A 12,029-nucleotide genomic window follows, 5' to 3' on the forward strand; every position below is an offset into this window, starting at 1 on the left:
CGAGTACGACCATGCGACTGATCCAATTTGAAACCGCCACCGGCGAGCGCCATGTCGGCGTGGTGGAAGGTGACTACGTCTTGCGCGTGTGTGGCATCGACACCACCCGCGAGCTGGCCCTGCAGGCCATCGCCGCTGGCCTGACCCTGGCCGATCACGTGCAGGTAGTGGGCCTGGGCGAGCGTCACGATTACCAAACGCTGTTGGCCGAGCGCCGGGTGCTACCGCCGCTGGATCACCCCGATCCGGCCCATTGCCTAGTGACCGGCACTGGCCTGACCCACTTGGGTAGCGCCGCCACGCGCGACAAGATGCATCAGCAACAGGCCCAGGACGCCGTGACCGACAGCATGCGCATGTTCCAGTGGGGCATGGAAGGCGGCCGACCGCCAGCAGGGCAGGTGGGTGCACAACCGGAATGGTTCTACAAGGGCGATGGCGCCATCGTCGTGCGCCCGGGGGCCGACCTGCCGCTGCCGACGTTTGCCGAGGATGCAGGCGAAGAGCCGGAGTTGGTCGGCCTGTACCTGATCGGCCCTGATGGCACGCCGTACCGCCTGGGCTACGCGCTGGGCAACGAGTTCTCCGACCATGTGATGGAGCGGCGTAACTACCTTTATCTGGCCCACTCGAAGCTGCGCGCCTGCAGTTTCGGACCGGAGCTGCGGCTCGGTGCACTGCCGGCGCACCTTGAGGGCACCAGCCGCATCCTGCGTGATGGCCAACCGGTATGGAGCCAACCCTTCCTGTCAGGTGAGCAGAACATGTGCCATAGCTTCGAGAACCTGGAGTTCCATCACTTCAAATACGACCAGTTCCTGCGACCTGGCGACATTCATGTGCACTACTTCGGCACTGCGACGCTGTCGTTCGCCGACGGCATCCAGGCGCAGCCTGGCGATACCTTCGAAATCAGCCTGCCAGCCTTCGGCGAGCCGCTGCGCAACGGCATTGCGCCAGCAGCGAAGCAGGTGCAGCCAGGGAGCGTGAAAAGCCTGTAAGCCCACCTCTGGCCGTCAGGGCGCGTGCCCCGTGCCCTGGGCAGCGGTCAGGTGCGGCAACTTCAATCTCTTAATTCAGGAGTCCATCATGACTGGAAGCAATTTCATTGGCGGCCAACGCAGCGCCGCTGGCAGTGTGCGCCTGCAAAGCCTCGATGCCTGCACGGGGGAGGCCCTGCCGGTCACCTTCAGCCAGGCAACCCCCGAAGAAGTGGACGCCGCAGCCCAGGCCGCCGAAGCCGCCTTCCCCGCATACAGTGCCCTGGCACCTGAGCGCCGCGCGCAGTTTCTCGACGCTATCGCCGATCAGCTCGATGCATTGGACGATACCTTCATCGCCACCGTCTGCCGAGAAACTGCCCTGCCAGCGGGGCGCATCCAGGGCGAGCGTGCCCGCACCAGCAACCAGATGCGCCAATTCGCCAAGGTGCTGCGGCGCGGCGACTTTCTGGGCGCCCGCATCGATCGCGCGCAACCCCAGCGCCAGCCGCTGCCACGGCCTGACCTGCGTCAGTACCGCACTGGCCTGGGCCCGGTGGCGGTGTTCGGCGCCAGCAATTTCCCCTTGGCCTTCTCCACGGCCGGTGGCGACACCGCCGCTGCGCTGGCGGCAGGGTGCCCGGTGGTGATCAAGGCGCACAGCGGGCACATGGCTACGGCCGAGTGGGTGGGTGAAGCCATCGAACGGGCCGCTGTAGCGACCGGCATGCCCGCTGGCGTGTTCAACATGATCTACGGCGCGGGGGTAGGTGAAGCCCTGGTGCGTCATCCGATGATTCAAGCCGTGGGCTTTACGGGCTCGCTCAAGGGTGGACGGGCCCTGTGCGACATGGCGGCCGCTCGCGCGCAGCCGATTCCGGTGTTTGCCGAAATGAGCAGCATCAACCCGGTGCTGGTGCTGCCAGGCGCGCTGCGAGCGCGAGCCCCGCAGATTGCCAGGGAGCTGGCCAATTCGGTGGTGATGGGGTGTGGTCAGTTTTGCACCAACCCGGGGCTGGTCATCGGTATCGCTGGCGAAGCCTTCAGCGACTTCCTGGCGCAGTTAGGCGCGCACCTGGCTGATCAGCCTGGCCAGACCATGCTCAATGCCGGAACCCTGCGCAGCTATTGTGCCGGCGTGCAGCGCCTGCACCAGCACCCAGGGATACGCCACCTGGCCGGGTCCGAACAGGGAGGTAACCAAGCCCAGCCCCAGCTGTTCATGGCGCAGGCGAGCCTGTTGTTGCAGGGCGATGAAGTCCTTCAGGAAGAAGTCTTCGGGCCTACCACGGTCGCCATCGAAGTGGCTGACGAAGCCGAACTGCGTCGCGCCCTCGAGGCGCTGCAGGGGCAACTGACGGCCACGCTGATCGCTGAGCCTGGAGACTTCCAGCGCTTCGCCGCGCTGGTACCGGTGTTGCAACGCAAGGCCGGGCGCCTGCTGGTCAACGGCTACCCAACGGGCGTCGAGGTCTGCGAGGCAATGGTGCACGGCGGACCTTATCCCGCCACATCCGATGCGCGCGGTACGTCCGTAGGCACCCTGGCTATCGACCGTTTTTTGCGGCCGGTCTGCTTCCAGGACTATCCCGACGCACTACTGCCCGACGCCCTCAAAAACGCCAACCCGCTGGGCCTGCTGCGCTTGATCGACGGCCAGCATAGCCGCGAGGCGCTTGTATGACGGCTTGACGGTTCTGGCACCGGAGCACGTGCCGCCTGGTGAGGGTCAGGCGGCTGTCAGCGGTGGAAGTCCCAAGTGATCACTGAAGACTGCTGAGTGTCAGGCAGTGAATGAGGCTCTCAACCGATTTGGGAGCTATCGAGCGTCCAGGCCTGCCTTGAGGTTTTGACAAAGCGCAGTACCTGGATGGCTAGATCCACAGATCATTGGGCGCCGTTCGCTCACCACCCTCATGGCCAGTGTTCAGGACCCCACATGGCTCGATCATCAGCAGTTTGGCCTCGCCCTCGGCTGCCGTGCGATGCTGTACACCCCGGGGTACCACGAACAACTCGCCAGGCGCTACATGGACGCTGCGTTGCGGCAGATCGATGCGCAGCGTGCCTTCGAGCACCAGAAAGGCTTCATCGGTTTCCGGGTGCGCATGCCAGATGAATTCCCCCTCGATGCGCACAACCTTGAACTGGTAGTCGTTCATCTGTGCAACTACCCTGGGGCTCCACTGACTGTCGATCATCGACGCCTTCTGGTTCAGGCTCACAGGGTGCGGCTGGATGTGCTGATTGGATTCGAACATGGTGATTACTCCTGGTTGGAGTACGCAGCCTATTGCAGCTCGGTGTCTGCAGGCTTGTACGATCCTGCACGTTGCTGGCCTGGCCGCAGGCGTTCGAGCCAGCGTAGCGGCGGCACCCCATAACTGCGGGTGAAGTGTCGGGTCATGTGGCTTTGATCATGAAAGCCTGCCGCCAGGGCTGCGTCGACCAGGGTGAAGCCATCGAGCAACAGCCGTCGCACATTGTCCAGCCGCCGGAGGGTGACGAAGCGATAGGGGCTGGTGCCGTACAAAGCCCGGAAGTCCCGGGACAGGCTCCATTGCTCACGGCCGCTGGCGCGTTCGAGCATCTCCAGGGTAATGCCCAGGTGGAGGTGCTCCAGAATGAACGCCTTGGCGCGCTCGGCGGACCGGTAATCCAGGCGCTTGCGCCCGCGTGGTTTGCCCGCGACAGCGCGCAACGCCATGGCCAGGTCGTAGACAGCGTCTTGCTCCTCCAGCCTTTCCAGAGGGTGGTCCACGGCCTGAACGAACGTTTCGCTGGCGTGGAAAAGGCGCGGGTCACTGGAGAGCCCACCGGGCACGAACGGTAGCGGCTGGCCGCCCAATGCGGCCTGAATCAGCGCAGGGTCGATGTAGGCCATGCGGTAACGGAAACCCGTCTCGGTGCCGGCCATGCCGTCGTGCAACTCATCGGGGTGCAGCACCAGCGTGTTGCCCGGCATGCCGTGGCGCAACGCGCCTTTGTAATGAAAACTCTGAACCCCGGCCAAGGTACGGCCGATGGAGTAGTGTCATGCCGATGGGGATCATAGCCGTGGCTACCGAACCACGCCTCGATCCGCTCGATGGCGCCAGGCTGCGTGCTGCGGATGACCCAGTCGGAAACCGGGGGCATGCTGGGCGAACGTTTCATGGCACAGGCCCCGGCGGTTCACGGAAAGGAAAGACAACGCGCTATCATAGGCCCCATTCCTCCTCACCAGAACCCACCATGAACCGTCAGAAGAAAATCAAGCAACTGCTCAAGGCGCACGCCAAGAAGGCCAGCGCCAAGCTGGCGCCGCGCAGCACCAAACCCAAGTACATCAGCAAGGCCGATCGCGAGAAGCTGGCGCTGCAAACGGCCGCAGACGCCGCAGTGCAACCCGAACCCCAGGCCTGAGCCTCAGGCTTCCGACGGGGTTTGTTCCTGCTTGTAGATCTTGAAGCCGCGCGCTTGGTAATTGCCCAGCGCGGCAGGGTGATCCAGGGTGCAGGTATGCACCCATACACGCTGCGTACCGGGCCACGCCCAGGCGCAACGCACCGCCTGGCTCAACAACGGGCCGCCAAAGCCTGCGCCCAGAAACTGCGGGGCCAAGCCGAAGTAACGGATTTCGGCGTTACGCCCGTCAGGGCGATACAGTTCGTAATACCCGGCGATGGCGCCCCGGTGGTAAGCCACCCAGGTGCGGTGAGCTTCCTGCTCGACCTGCGCCTGCCACTGCGCCTCGCTCCACGCGTCCAGGTCACCCCAGGACCAGGGCGTGCCGACCAACGCGTAGAGAAAGCGGTTGAAGGCCGGTTGTGGCACCTCGCATTCGACGATGTGCAAATCCGGGCGCTGGGGTTTTTCCACCAGTTGCTCTGGCGAGGTCATTTCTAGGTAGTACGTGGTACAGGGGGATTGCATCGTCATCTCGCATCGTCCGTTGGTCAGCTTGCCAGCATGCCTGTGGCGTAACGCCTTTGCCACCTACGCATAGGGTCACGACGGGCATGGTGCGTTGGCAAGCCTTTGACAGTCGTTGGCGCAACCGCTGGCTTGATAGGGAACGCCGCCGAAAGCTTCCGATTGAACGTTTCAGCGCGCAGGTACGTCGGTATTTCTAGTCTTTTGCTATGGAGGTTTCCATGAAATATCGCGCACTCGGCAACACCGGCCTGCTGGTTTCGGAACTGGTCATTGGCACCGTACCATTTGGCGGGCGAGGCTCGTTCGAGAAGACCGGCAGCGTCGATGTGGACCTGGCCAAGCGCATGTTCGCGGCGGCGTTCGACGCCGGGGTCAACCTGGTCGATACCGCCGACCTGTATTCACATGGGCTGGCTGAGGAAATTGTCGGCAAGGCACTGGGCGAGCGTCGCCACTCGATCATCCTGGCCAGCAAGGCGCGTAGCCCGATGAGCGACAACCCCAATGACAGCGGCGCTTCGCGCTACCATCTGATTCGCGCGTGCGAGGCCAGCTTGAAGCGCCTGGGCACCGACCATATCGACCTGTACCAAATCCACAACTGGGACGGCGTCACGCCAGTGGAGGAGACCCTGGCAGCACTGGATCACCTGGTGCAAAGCGGCAAGATTCGCTACTTCGGCACGTCCAACTACACCGCCTGGCAAATGATGAAGACCCTGGGCAGCGCGCAATTGAACGGCTGGCAACAACCCGTTTCCCAGCAGATCTACTACACGCCCGAATCGCGCGAGGCCGAGTACGAGTTGTTGCCGATGGCGATTGACCAGGGCTTTGCCACGCTGGTCTGGGGGCCGTTGGGTGAAGGGCTGTTGACTGGCAAGGTGCGTCGTGGCCAGCAGACGCCCAAGGGCACTCGTCAGGGTAACGACTGGCCGGAACCCTATGTGCATGATCGTGAGCGCGCCTACGACATCATCGAGACCTTGATCGCGGTCGGCGAACGCCACGGTTGCTCGCCTTCACGCGTCTGCCTGGCCTGGCTCAAGGATCGCCCGGGCATTACCAGCGTGATTACCGCTGGCCGCACCCTCGATCAGCTGCAAGACAATTTGCAGGCGGCAGACCTGGTGTTGACGCAAGAGGACCTGAAGCAGATCGAACAGGCCACCCGCATCGCGCCGCAGTATCCCTACTGGCACCGCATTGCCGCCGGCATGGACCGCATCGATCCGGCTGAAGCGCCGTTCATCGAGCTGTACCGAGAGACCATGAAGTAACACCTGCGCCGCTTGATACCAGGTCGTCTTGCCCGCTTGGCAAGGCGATCTTGGTGGTGGTGTGAATTATTTCCTGTCTCGCCGGTCAAGTAATGAGTTCCCAATCTAGACCGAGGTGCTCATGCACGCCTTCACTGTTCGCTACTCGCTCAATGGCAATTCGACAGAACATACCTTCGAGTTGGACCAGCCTGACCTGGCCCTGCACGAAGCGGCCTTGCACCTGATCGTGCTGCACTTTGGCGACGGCGAGAACAGCTTGGTGATGCCCGCAGCCGATGCCACGCCCGATGAAATCCTGGCGCAAGCCCAGGTGCTGGGGTTGACGGATATCGTAGTGGTCTAGGTTGCTCGCTGGTGGACGCTAGGTGGAACTGTCTTGCGCCGCCTTCGCAAGCTAGCGAGTCTCGCGTAGGAGCGGTCTTGTACCGCGATGGGCTGCGCAGCAGCCCCAGGATTTCAGCTCCGCAACTGAGATTGCCGGGGCCGCTGCGCGGCCCATCGCGGTACAAGACCGCTCCTACTCTTACATCGGCAAGCCTTCAGGGGCGGCATCAGGCAGTTCCTTCCGCAAAGTTCAGGCCTCCGCTCTCTAGGCCAATACAGAATCAAGACTGTATTTACACGGGATTTGCCGGGCGTCAAAGATAGCCCAAGGCACTCACTTGCACCCTAAGTTATCCAGCAGTCAACACCTTCGCCATGACCACCGTTCGCTCATCTCCATGGCGGACTTCCCGAACCACCCCATAACCTAACTTGGTATAGAAACCTTGAGCAGTGAGTGAAGAGGGCACCTGCAACTGCAAGACCCCACTGTCCAGCGCTTCCTGCTCGATGCAGCCCATCATTTGTTCACCGATACCCCGGCGCTGATAGGTCGGGTCGACGAATACACTGCGCACCTCATCCTTCTCAAGACCTGCCGTTGCGACGATCAGGCCGCCCTCCAAGGCCACCCATACAACCCGCCTGTCCAGCAATGTGGCCACCGCCTGGGGTGTGAAGGAGCGCGCCACGCGCGCCAGTGTTGCGGCGTCATAGTCTGCCGCGTTGCTGTGGCGCAGGGCAGCCAGGATCACCCGGCTGATGCCTTCTGCGTCCAGGACGGTCGCCGCTCTGATCACACTTGCATCAACCTCGGCCTCCTCGATTGCGACGGACGGGCTTCATCCCGATCGAACGCCTGCGCCCGCGCTGTTCTCGAATAACTGTAGGCCTCATCCATTCTTTCGAGGTACGCGGCAATGAACAGAGACCCCATGGCACAGGACGGCGCTGACGATGACATGCCCGTTTCACCGGACCCGTCGGTGAACCCTGACAACCCGACCATACCTGATCCGGACGATGATCCGCTCATGAACGAAGAGGAGGGTGGTGACATGGAGGATTCCGAGCAGCCGCCCATGGATGTGAATACGCCCAGAGAATAACGGGCGTAGTGCAGTTTCCACCCATACCTCGCCGCCTTGGTATGGATGCCGGCGGCAACAGCGTTAAGCAGACTCACGCTATTACAGCGCCTCAATCAGGAGAATGCGTATGCCAATCGATAACAATGGTCCTGCAGCACCCTACCCAGGCCCGGCCCAGAACACTCCGGACACTGGTGAGGGTCATGGTTCAGGCCTTGAACAGGCCCCTTCGGAACCCAAGCAAGGCGCCGGCCAGGCAGGCGGCGAGCGCCCCGAGGACTGGAATCCACCCCCCGGAAACCCCGGCTCCGACCAGGACAGCCAGGTGCCACGCGACAACGGTACCGCACGCACCCATGAAGACCCTGGCGCAGGGGATGCAGCGCTTGAGGAAGACATGAAGGACGTGCAAGCCAACAACTCTGTTTCGCAAGAACATCCGTGACACTGGCTTGAACCCGAGGCGCTGGGGCTGTCCACAGCGCCTTTGGGCAACGCTAGCGGCCGCGCAGCAAGCCTGCCAGCACTACCGTCAACGCAACCGCCGTCCCCATGGCCAGCACGATGGTCGGAATGACCCCCAGCGCTTTCATCAGCCCCGACAACATCAGGTAGAACGCCAATACACCCACTGCGCCAATGGCATTGCCGCGCACCATGGCCGCCATGCCCGCGCGCCCATTCTGCACATGGGCAAACACCATCAATGGCCAGGCGATGACGGGGATCGGCGCGAGCATGCCGCTCGTCTGGGGTCCAAGCCAGGCGGCCAGGTGCGTGGTGATCATCAGCAACGCCGTTGCCGAGACCATGCGCAAGGGAATTTCCCAGTAACGATGCCGTACACGTGCCAGGGTTTCAGGCTTGGGCTCGCGCCCGCTGGCGATAATCAGCAGTACGATCAGCCCCAGCGCCACCCCTATCGACACGTACAAATGGCCCCAGTGCGTAAGCACATAGGCGACCAAGCCGTAGAAGACGATCGCCAGGCCCGCAGCAGCCCCGATGGCGAGCCTGCGTGTGGCATATAGATAGAACGCGTAGGTAGCGAGCACGGCTGCCAGCCCCCCGAGTGCACCAGGCACGGCGTTCAGGGCAAAGTCCGTCCCTTGCTCCAGGCTCAGGAAGGTCATCACCAGCCCCGAGGTAATGGGCATGCCCGCCAGCAGTCCCCCTAGCAGCCCGCCCCAGCGCCTGGACGCGAGAGAAATGGCCCACATCAGCAAAGGGGTAATGGCAAGTTTCAGGTAGAACAAGGTCATCGCGGCGCGTTCCGGCTCTCAAGACAGTGCCGACTTTACCCTGTTGAATGCCCGGGTGCTCGCCACTGATGCCTACCAGGGGATGTTGCGACCGTCCCAGCCCCAGAAGCTACCCGTAACGTTGGGTCCGAGACGCCCGATCAGTTCCACGATGCACTGCGCGGCAAACGTCGTCTCGAACAGTTTTCCCTCAGGCACATTGCCCTGGAACGGCCTTGATAGTTCTGTGTCCGTGGTACCCGGGTGCAGGGCCAGAACAGTCGCATTCGGGTTCAGGCGCTTGAGTTCGATACTGGCTGTGTGCAGCAACTGATTGAGCGCCGACTTGCTGGCCCGGTAGCTGTACCAACCCCCCAGACGGTTGTCGCTGATCGAACCCACACGCGCGGACAGTGCAGCGAAGGTTGCAGGTTGCTTGCGCAGCAGAGGCAGCAGGTGCTTGAGCAGCAGAATCGGGGCGAAGGCGTTGGTGGTGAAGCTGGCGTGCAAACTGGCAAGGTCCAACTGCGCCAGAGACTTTTCGGCCTTGGCGTTTTCCTGGTGCAGGATCCCCAAGGTACTGATGACAACGTGCAAGTGCGCACATCGCTCGCCGGCTTGCGCGGCCATGGCGGCCAGGCTGGCCTCCTCGCGCGCGTCGCAGTCCACTAGCAATATACGATTCGGATTAGCGTCGGCCAGCGCCCTCAATGCCGGATTCTGCGTGGCATGGCGCGATACAGCGATCAGCTGATCGACGTCTTCGCGCCTCGCCAGCGCGTTGCACAGCGCGAGCCCGATTCCACGGCTGGCCCCGCAGATCAGTACGCAGGCTTTATCGTCCAACCCTGGTATGAGACTCATGACAAGCACACTCTGGCCATCGTTTCGGTCATGGGTAGACCGCCTTAGTCATCCGAATTTCCATCGACATGAGGTTCAGCCGTCGGTATCCGGTTCGCCACCCCAAACGGCACGTGCACCATCGGCAAATCGCCCGCAGGCGAGTGCAGGTGGCTGCGCTGGTCATCAAAGAAGACGTGGGGCTTGAGAATCGACAAGACGCGCGGTTTCTCCATGCCACCCAGAAAGAAACACTCGTCGGGCGATACTCCCCAATCTTTTAGGGTCGTCACCACCCGCTCATGGGAAGGTGCATTGCGCGCCGTCACGATGGCGATACGCAGGATGCGCTTGTAGTGGGGATCATCTTCGAGCTTGCGGTCTTCGAGGGTGCGAATCAGCGACAGTTTGCGGTACAGGTCGGCCAGGGGCCCAGGTGTGTGGGGAACGCGCTGGTGTGCCTGCTCGTGGGCCTGGAACTCATCCAGGCTGTTGCCACGCTTGTAGACGCTTTCGGCTTCGTCGTCGGCGATCACGCCATCGAAGTCGAACGCCACGCGCAGCTCGGTATCGATTTCGTCATCGTAGATGCGGGTCGGCAGAACACGGCCTGCGGGGTAATTGGCGTCGATGGCTTTCTGTACGTCCTCTTCGTTAGCGCTTAGAAACAGCGATGCGTTGAACGCTGGTATGTACTCGTATGGAGAGCGGCCGGACATGAACGCGGCGCGGGTGATGTCCAGGCCGTAGTGGTTGATCGAGCGAAATACCCGCAGGCCTGTTTCCGGCGAATTACGCGATAGCAACACCACCTCGACGGGCAGCTGCTCCGGGAATGCCTGGTTGATACGCAAAAAACGACGGATAAACGGAAACGCCACGCCTTTGGGGAAAGGCTCATCCAGATTCTGTTCCTGGTGCCGCCGGTACGCTTCGACGCCGTCCTGGGTGTAGATGTCGTCCGAGACGGTCAGGTCGAACAGCGCACTGGAGGCAACGCCAATCACCAGTTTCTGTTCGATGGGGTAAGGCATGGGAGACTCCCTAGGGCCCCGGCAGAGGCGCAAAGTCAGAGGGGAATATAATCGTTACGCGAAACGACAGGTTTGTGCGGCCCTTCGACCAGGTGCACGTACAACCCGTCTACGCAGTCGATCGCCAGGCAGTCGTCCACGCTCAGCACGGCATCGGTATGCGGCTTGAGCCAGCCGGTTTGCATGTGTTGCTTGCCCAATGCCTTGGCATCGGCCTTGTTGCGGGCGCTGACCAGCACGTAGCGGTGCGCTTCGCCGAACACGCCGCGTTCGTAGCCGCCCAGGTTGATGAAGTACAGGCGCAGCGCACCACGTTTTGCCGGGTGGGGGTGCAACTCCACCCGCATGCCATCCACGCCGTCGACTTCCAGCCAGGCATCGATATGCAGCCCCTGCTGGCTGCCGAACCATGCGTCGCGCAGCTGCGGGTAGGCCTGTTGCAAGCTGGGGGCCTGGGCGAACACCATGTCGTGGACCTCGATCTTGGCCCCTGCATGGCGTCCCCCCAGCATGACGATATAAAGCATGAGGTTTCCTTGTTGAACCGGTCATCGCAGGGCGTCATTTTGCAGCATCCGCAGGCGGCTTCAAGCGCAGTGCTTGGCGCGTGAGCACAAGACGGCTAGTGTGGGCGAACCTTTGACTGCGAGATAGCAAGATGCGCACTCCTTTTCTGTTCCTGGCGATGCTCTGTGCACCCCTGGTGCAAGCCGCCGAGCACTGGACCTTGAATGACCAGTTCGACCAGGCATTCACGTTGGACGACAAGACCCGTGTGGTCATGGTTGCGCGCAGCATGGCCACTGCACGGTTGGTCAACAATGCGGTCGAGCACACGCCAGAGGGCTATCTTGAAGCGCGGGGCGTGGTCTTTGTCGCAGACATCGAGAAGATGCCCAGCATGGTGGCAGCGGTGATGGTACCTGCCATGCGCTCGGCCAATTACCGGATCTTACTGGATCGGGACGGGGAGGTGGCCAAGGGCTACGGCGGGGACCGCGAATCGGTGCAATGGCTGGAGGTTCAAGACGGCAAAGTGATGGCCGAGCAGCGGTACAGTGATTTGCCCAGTTTGAGGCAGGCGTTGGTGAAAATGGCTGGGCGGGTGGCGGGAGGGTGATACACGGGCATGAGGGTTGATGCACGACGTACAAGCGTCTGGATTGGGAGCGAGGGCACCTTTCTAACCGCACCAGGGTATTATCGCATCACGCTGAGAGCTCAGCGATATGTTGCAACGGACCGCGAAGCAATCCAGCATTCAGGCTTCCCAGCTCAAGTGTGTGACACCGCTCACCCAGACCTCGCACGGCCA

The 12,029-nt window shown here is 62.2% G+C and carries 15 protein-coding genes and 1 pseudogene; 8 read left to right on the forward strand and 8 right to left on the reverse strand.

Annotated features, from left to right (window positions below):
- Positions 1–11 precede the first annotated feature (11 nt).
- Positions 12–1,001: an AraD1 family protein gene (gene araD1, locus ACF8R3_RS03080; protein ID WP_182138735.1), complete on the forward strand. Its 990-nt coding sequence runs from the start codon at positions 12–14 to the stop codon at positions 999–1,001.
- An 88-nt stretch (positions 1,002–1,089) separates the two neighbouring features.
- Complete coding sequence (locus tag ACF8R3_RS03085; RefSeq protein WP_392514930.1) at positions 1,090–2,664, forward strand: aldehyde dehydrogenase (NADP(+)); 1,575 nt, start codon at positions 1,090–1,092, stop codon at positions 2,662–2,664.
- Positions 2,665–2,854: 190 nt separating this feature from the next.
- Here the strand turns inward: ACF8R3_RS03085 and ACF8R3_RS03090 are convergent, their stop codons facing one another.
- Together ACF8R3_RS03090 and ACF8R3_RS03095 are read right to left on the reverse strand one after the other, a co-directional pair.
- Entirely contained in the window at positions 2,855–3,241 is a 387-nt protein-coding gene (locus ACF8R3_RS03090) for a cupin domain-containing protein (RefSeq protein ID WP_392514932.1), read from the reverse strand.
- Positions 3,242–3,270: 29 nt separating this feature from the next.
- Positions 3,271–4,118: pseudogene (locus ACF8R3_RS03095) on the reverse strand (AraC family transcriptional regulator).
- A 96-nt stretch (positions 4,119–4,214) separates the two neighbouring features.
- On the opposite strand from ACF8R3_RS03095, the gene ACF8R3_RS03100 reads away from it, so the two are divergent.
- Positions 4,215–4,385: a DUF2986 domain-containing protein gene (locus tag ACF8R3_RS03100; protein WP_078478475.1), complete on the forward strand. Its 171-nt coding sequence runs from the start codon at positions 4,215–4,217 to the stop codon at positions 4,383–4,385.
- 3 nt (positions 4,386–4,388) lie between these two features.
- Here the strand turns inward: ACF8R3_RS03100 and ACF8R3_RS03105 are convergent, their stop codons facing one another.
- Positions 4,389–4,895: a GNAT family N-acetyltransferase gene (locus ACF8R3_RS03105; RefSeq protein ID WP_058639928.1), complete on the reverse strand. Its 507-nt coding sequence runs from the start codon at positions 4,893–4,895 to the stop codon at positions 4,389–4,391.
- 221 nt (positions 4,896–5,116) lie between these two features.
- Between ACF8R3_RS03105 and ACF8R3_RS03110 the strand changes: the two genes are divergently transcribed.
- Together ACF8R3_RS03110 and ACF8R3_RS03115 are read left to right on the forward strand one after the other, a co-directional pair.
- Positions 5,117–6,178 (forward strand): aldo/keto reductase, encoded by a 1,062-nt coding sequence (locus tag ACF8R3_RS03110; RefSeq protein WP_058639925.1) that lies wholly within the window; start codon positions 5,117–5,119, stop codon positions 6,176–6,178.
- A gap of 121 nt (positions 6,179–6,299) precedes the next feature.
- Positions 6,300–6,524: a hypothetical protein gene (locus ACF8R3_RS03115; protein ID WP_058639924.1), complete on the forward strand. Its 225-nt coding sequence runs from the start codon at positions 6,300–6,302 to the stop codon at positions 6,522–6,524.
- A 331-nt stretch (positions 6,525–6,855) separates the two neighbouring features.
- Here the strand turns inward: ACF8R3_RS03115 and ACF8R3_RS03120 are convergent, their stop codons facing one another.
- Positions 6,856–7,305: a GNAT family N-acetyltransferase gene (locus ACF8R3_RS03120; RefSeq protein WP_392514934.1), complete on the reverse strand. Its 450-nt coding sequence runs from the start codon at positions 7,303–7,305 to the stop codon at positions 6,856–6,858.
- Between the two features lie 120 nt (positions 7,306–7,425).
- Here ACF8R3_RS03120 and ACF8R3_RS03125 point away from each other — a divergent pair, with 120 nt between their 5' ends.
- A complete protein-coding gene (locus ACF8R3_RS03125) occupies positions 7,426–7,614 on the forward strand; it encodes a hypothetical protein (protein ID WP_033695128.1) in 189 nt (62 codons plus the stop codon).
- A gap of 109 nt (positions 7,615–7,723) precedes the next feature.
- Positions 7,724–8,041 (forward strand): hypothetical protein, encoded by a 318-nt coding sequence (locus tag ACF8R3_RS03130; protein WP_058639909.1) that lies wholly within the window; start codon positions 7,724–7,726, stop codon positions 8,039–8,041.
- 52 nt (positions 8,042–8,093) lie between these two features.
- Here the strand turns inward: ACF8R3_RS03130 and ACF8R3_RS03135 are convergent, their stop codons facing one another.
- The 4 genes from ACF8R3_RS03135 to ACF8R3_RS03150 form a co-directional block, all read right to left on the reverse strand.
- Positions 8,094–8,858, reverse strand: coding sequence for a hypothetical protein (locus ACF8R3_RS03135; RefSeq protein WP_196142920.1), 765 nt, complete (start codon positions 8,856–8,858; stop codon positions 8,094–8,096).
- Between the two features lie 72 nt (positions 8,859–8,930).
- On the reverse strand, positions 8,931–9,701 hold the full coding sequence (locus ACF8R3_RS03140; protein WP_326383601.1) for an SDR family NAD(P)-dependent oxidoreductase: 771 nt from the start codon (positions 9,699–9,701) through the stop codon (positions 8,931–8,933).
- A 44-nt stretch (positions 9,702–9,745) separates the two neighbouring features.
- Positions 9,746–10,714 carry a 5'-nucleotidase gene (locus ACF8R3_RS03145; protein ID WP_058639906.1) on the reverse strand — a complete coding sequence of 323 codons (969 nt, stop codon included), beginning with the start codon at positions 10,712–10,714 and terminating at the stop codon, positions 9,746–9,748.
- Positions 10,715–10,749: 35 nt separating this feature from the next.
- On the reverse strand, positions 10,750–11,241 hold the full coding sequence (locus ACF8R3_RS03150; protein WP_058603316.1) for a DUF1543 domain-containing protein: 492 nt from the start codon (positions 11,239–11,241) through the stop codon (positions 10,750–10,752).
- A gap of 131 nt (positions 11,242–11,372) precedes the next feature.
- On the opposite strand from ACF8R3_RS03150, the gene ACF8R3_RS03155 reads away from it, so the two are divergent.
- Positions 11,373–11,834, forward strand: a complete 462-nt coding sequence (locus ACF8R3_RS03155) for a hypothetical protein (protein ID WP_058603315.1) — start codon at positions 11,373–11,375, stop codon at positions 11,832–11,834.
- The last annotated feature ends 195 nt before the right edge of the window (positions 11,835–12,029 follow it).

It is taken from the genome of Pseudomonas sp. FYR_7 (assembly GCF_043106155.1).
In the GTDB taxonomy this organism is placed as follows: domain Bacteria; phylum Pseudomonadota; class Gammaproteobacteria; order Pseudomonadales; family Pseudomonadaceae; genus Aquipseudomonas; species Aquipseudomonas parafulva_B.

Coding starts and splice junctions, on each gene's coding strand:
- araD1 (WP_182138735.1), top strand. CDS start 12: ATGCGACTGATCCAATTTGAAACCGCCACCGGCGAGCGCCATGTCGGC.
- ACF8R3_RS03085 (WP_392514930.1), top strand. CDS start 1,090: ATGACTGGAAGCAATTTCATTGGCGGCCAACGCAGCGCCGCTGGCAGT.
- ACF8R3_RS03090 (WP_392514932.1), bottom strand. CDS start 3,241: ATGTTCGAATCCAATCAGCACATCCAGCCGCACCCTGTGAGCCTGAAC.
- ACF8R3_RS03100 (WP_078478475.1), top strand. CDS start 4,215: ATGAACCGTCAGAAGAAAATCAAGCAACTGCTCAAGGCGCACGCCAAG.
- ACF8R3_RS03105 (WP_058639928.1), bottom strand. CDS start 4,895: ATGCAATCCCCCTGTACCACGTACTACCTAGAAATGACCTCGCCAGAG.
- ACF8R3_RS03110 (WP_058639925.1), top strand. CDS start 5,117: ATGAAATATCGCGCACTCGGCAACACCGGCCTGCTGGTTTCGGAACTG.
- ACF8R3_RS03115 (WP_058639924.1), top strand. CDS start 6,300: ATGCACGCCTTCACTGTTCGCTACTCGCTCAATGGCAATTCGACAGAA.
- ACF8R3_RS03125 (WP_033695128.1), top strand. CDS start 7,426: ATGAACAGAGACCCCATGGCACAGGACGGCGCTGACGATGACATGCCC.
- ACF8R3_RS03130 (WP_058639909.1), top strand. CDS start 7,724: ATGCCAATCGATAACAATGGTCCTGCAGCACCCTACCCAGGCCCGGCC.
- ACF8R3_RS03135 (WP_196142920.1), bottom strand. CDS start 8,858: ATGACCTTGTTCTACCTGAAACTTGCCATTACCCCTTTGCTGATGTGG.
- ACF8R3_RS03140 (WP_326383601.1), bottom strand. CDS start 9,701: ATGAGTCTCATACCAGGGTTGGACGATAAAGCCTGCGTACTGATCTGC.
- ACF8R3_RS03145 (WP_058639906.1), bottom strand. CDS start 10,714: ATGCCTTACCCCATCGAACAGAAACTGGTGATTGGCGTTGCCTCCAGT.
- ACF8R3_RS03150 (WP_058603316.1), bottom strand. CDS start 11,241: ATGCTTTATATCGTCATGCTGGGGGGACGCCATGCAGGGGCCAAGATC.
- ACF8R3_RS03155 (WP_058603315.1), top strand. CDS start 11,373: ATGCGCACTCCTTTTCTGTTCCTGGCGATGCTCTGTGCACCCCTGGTG.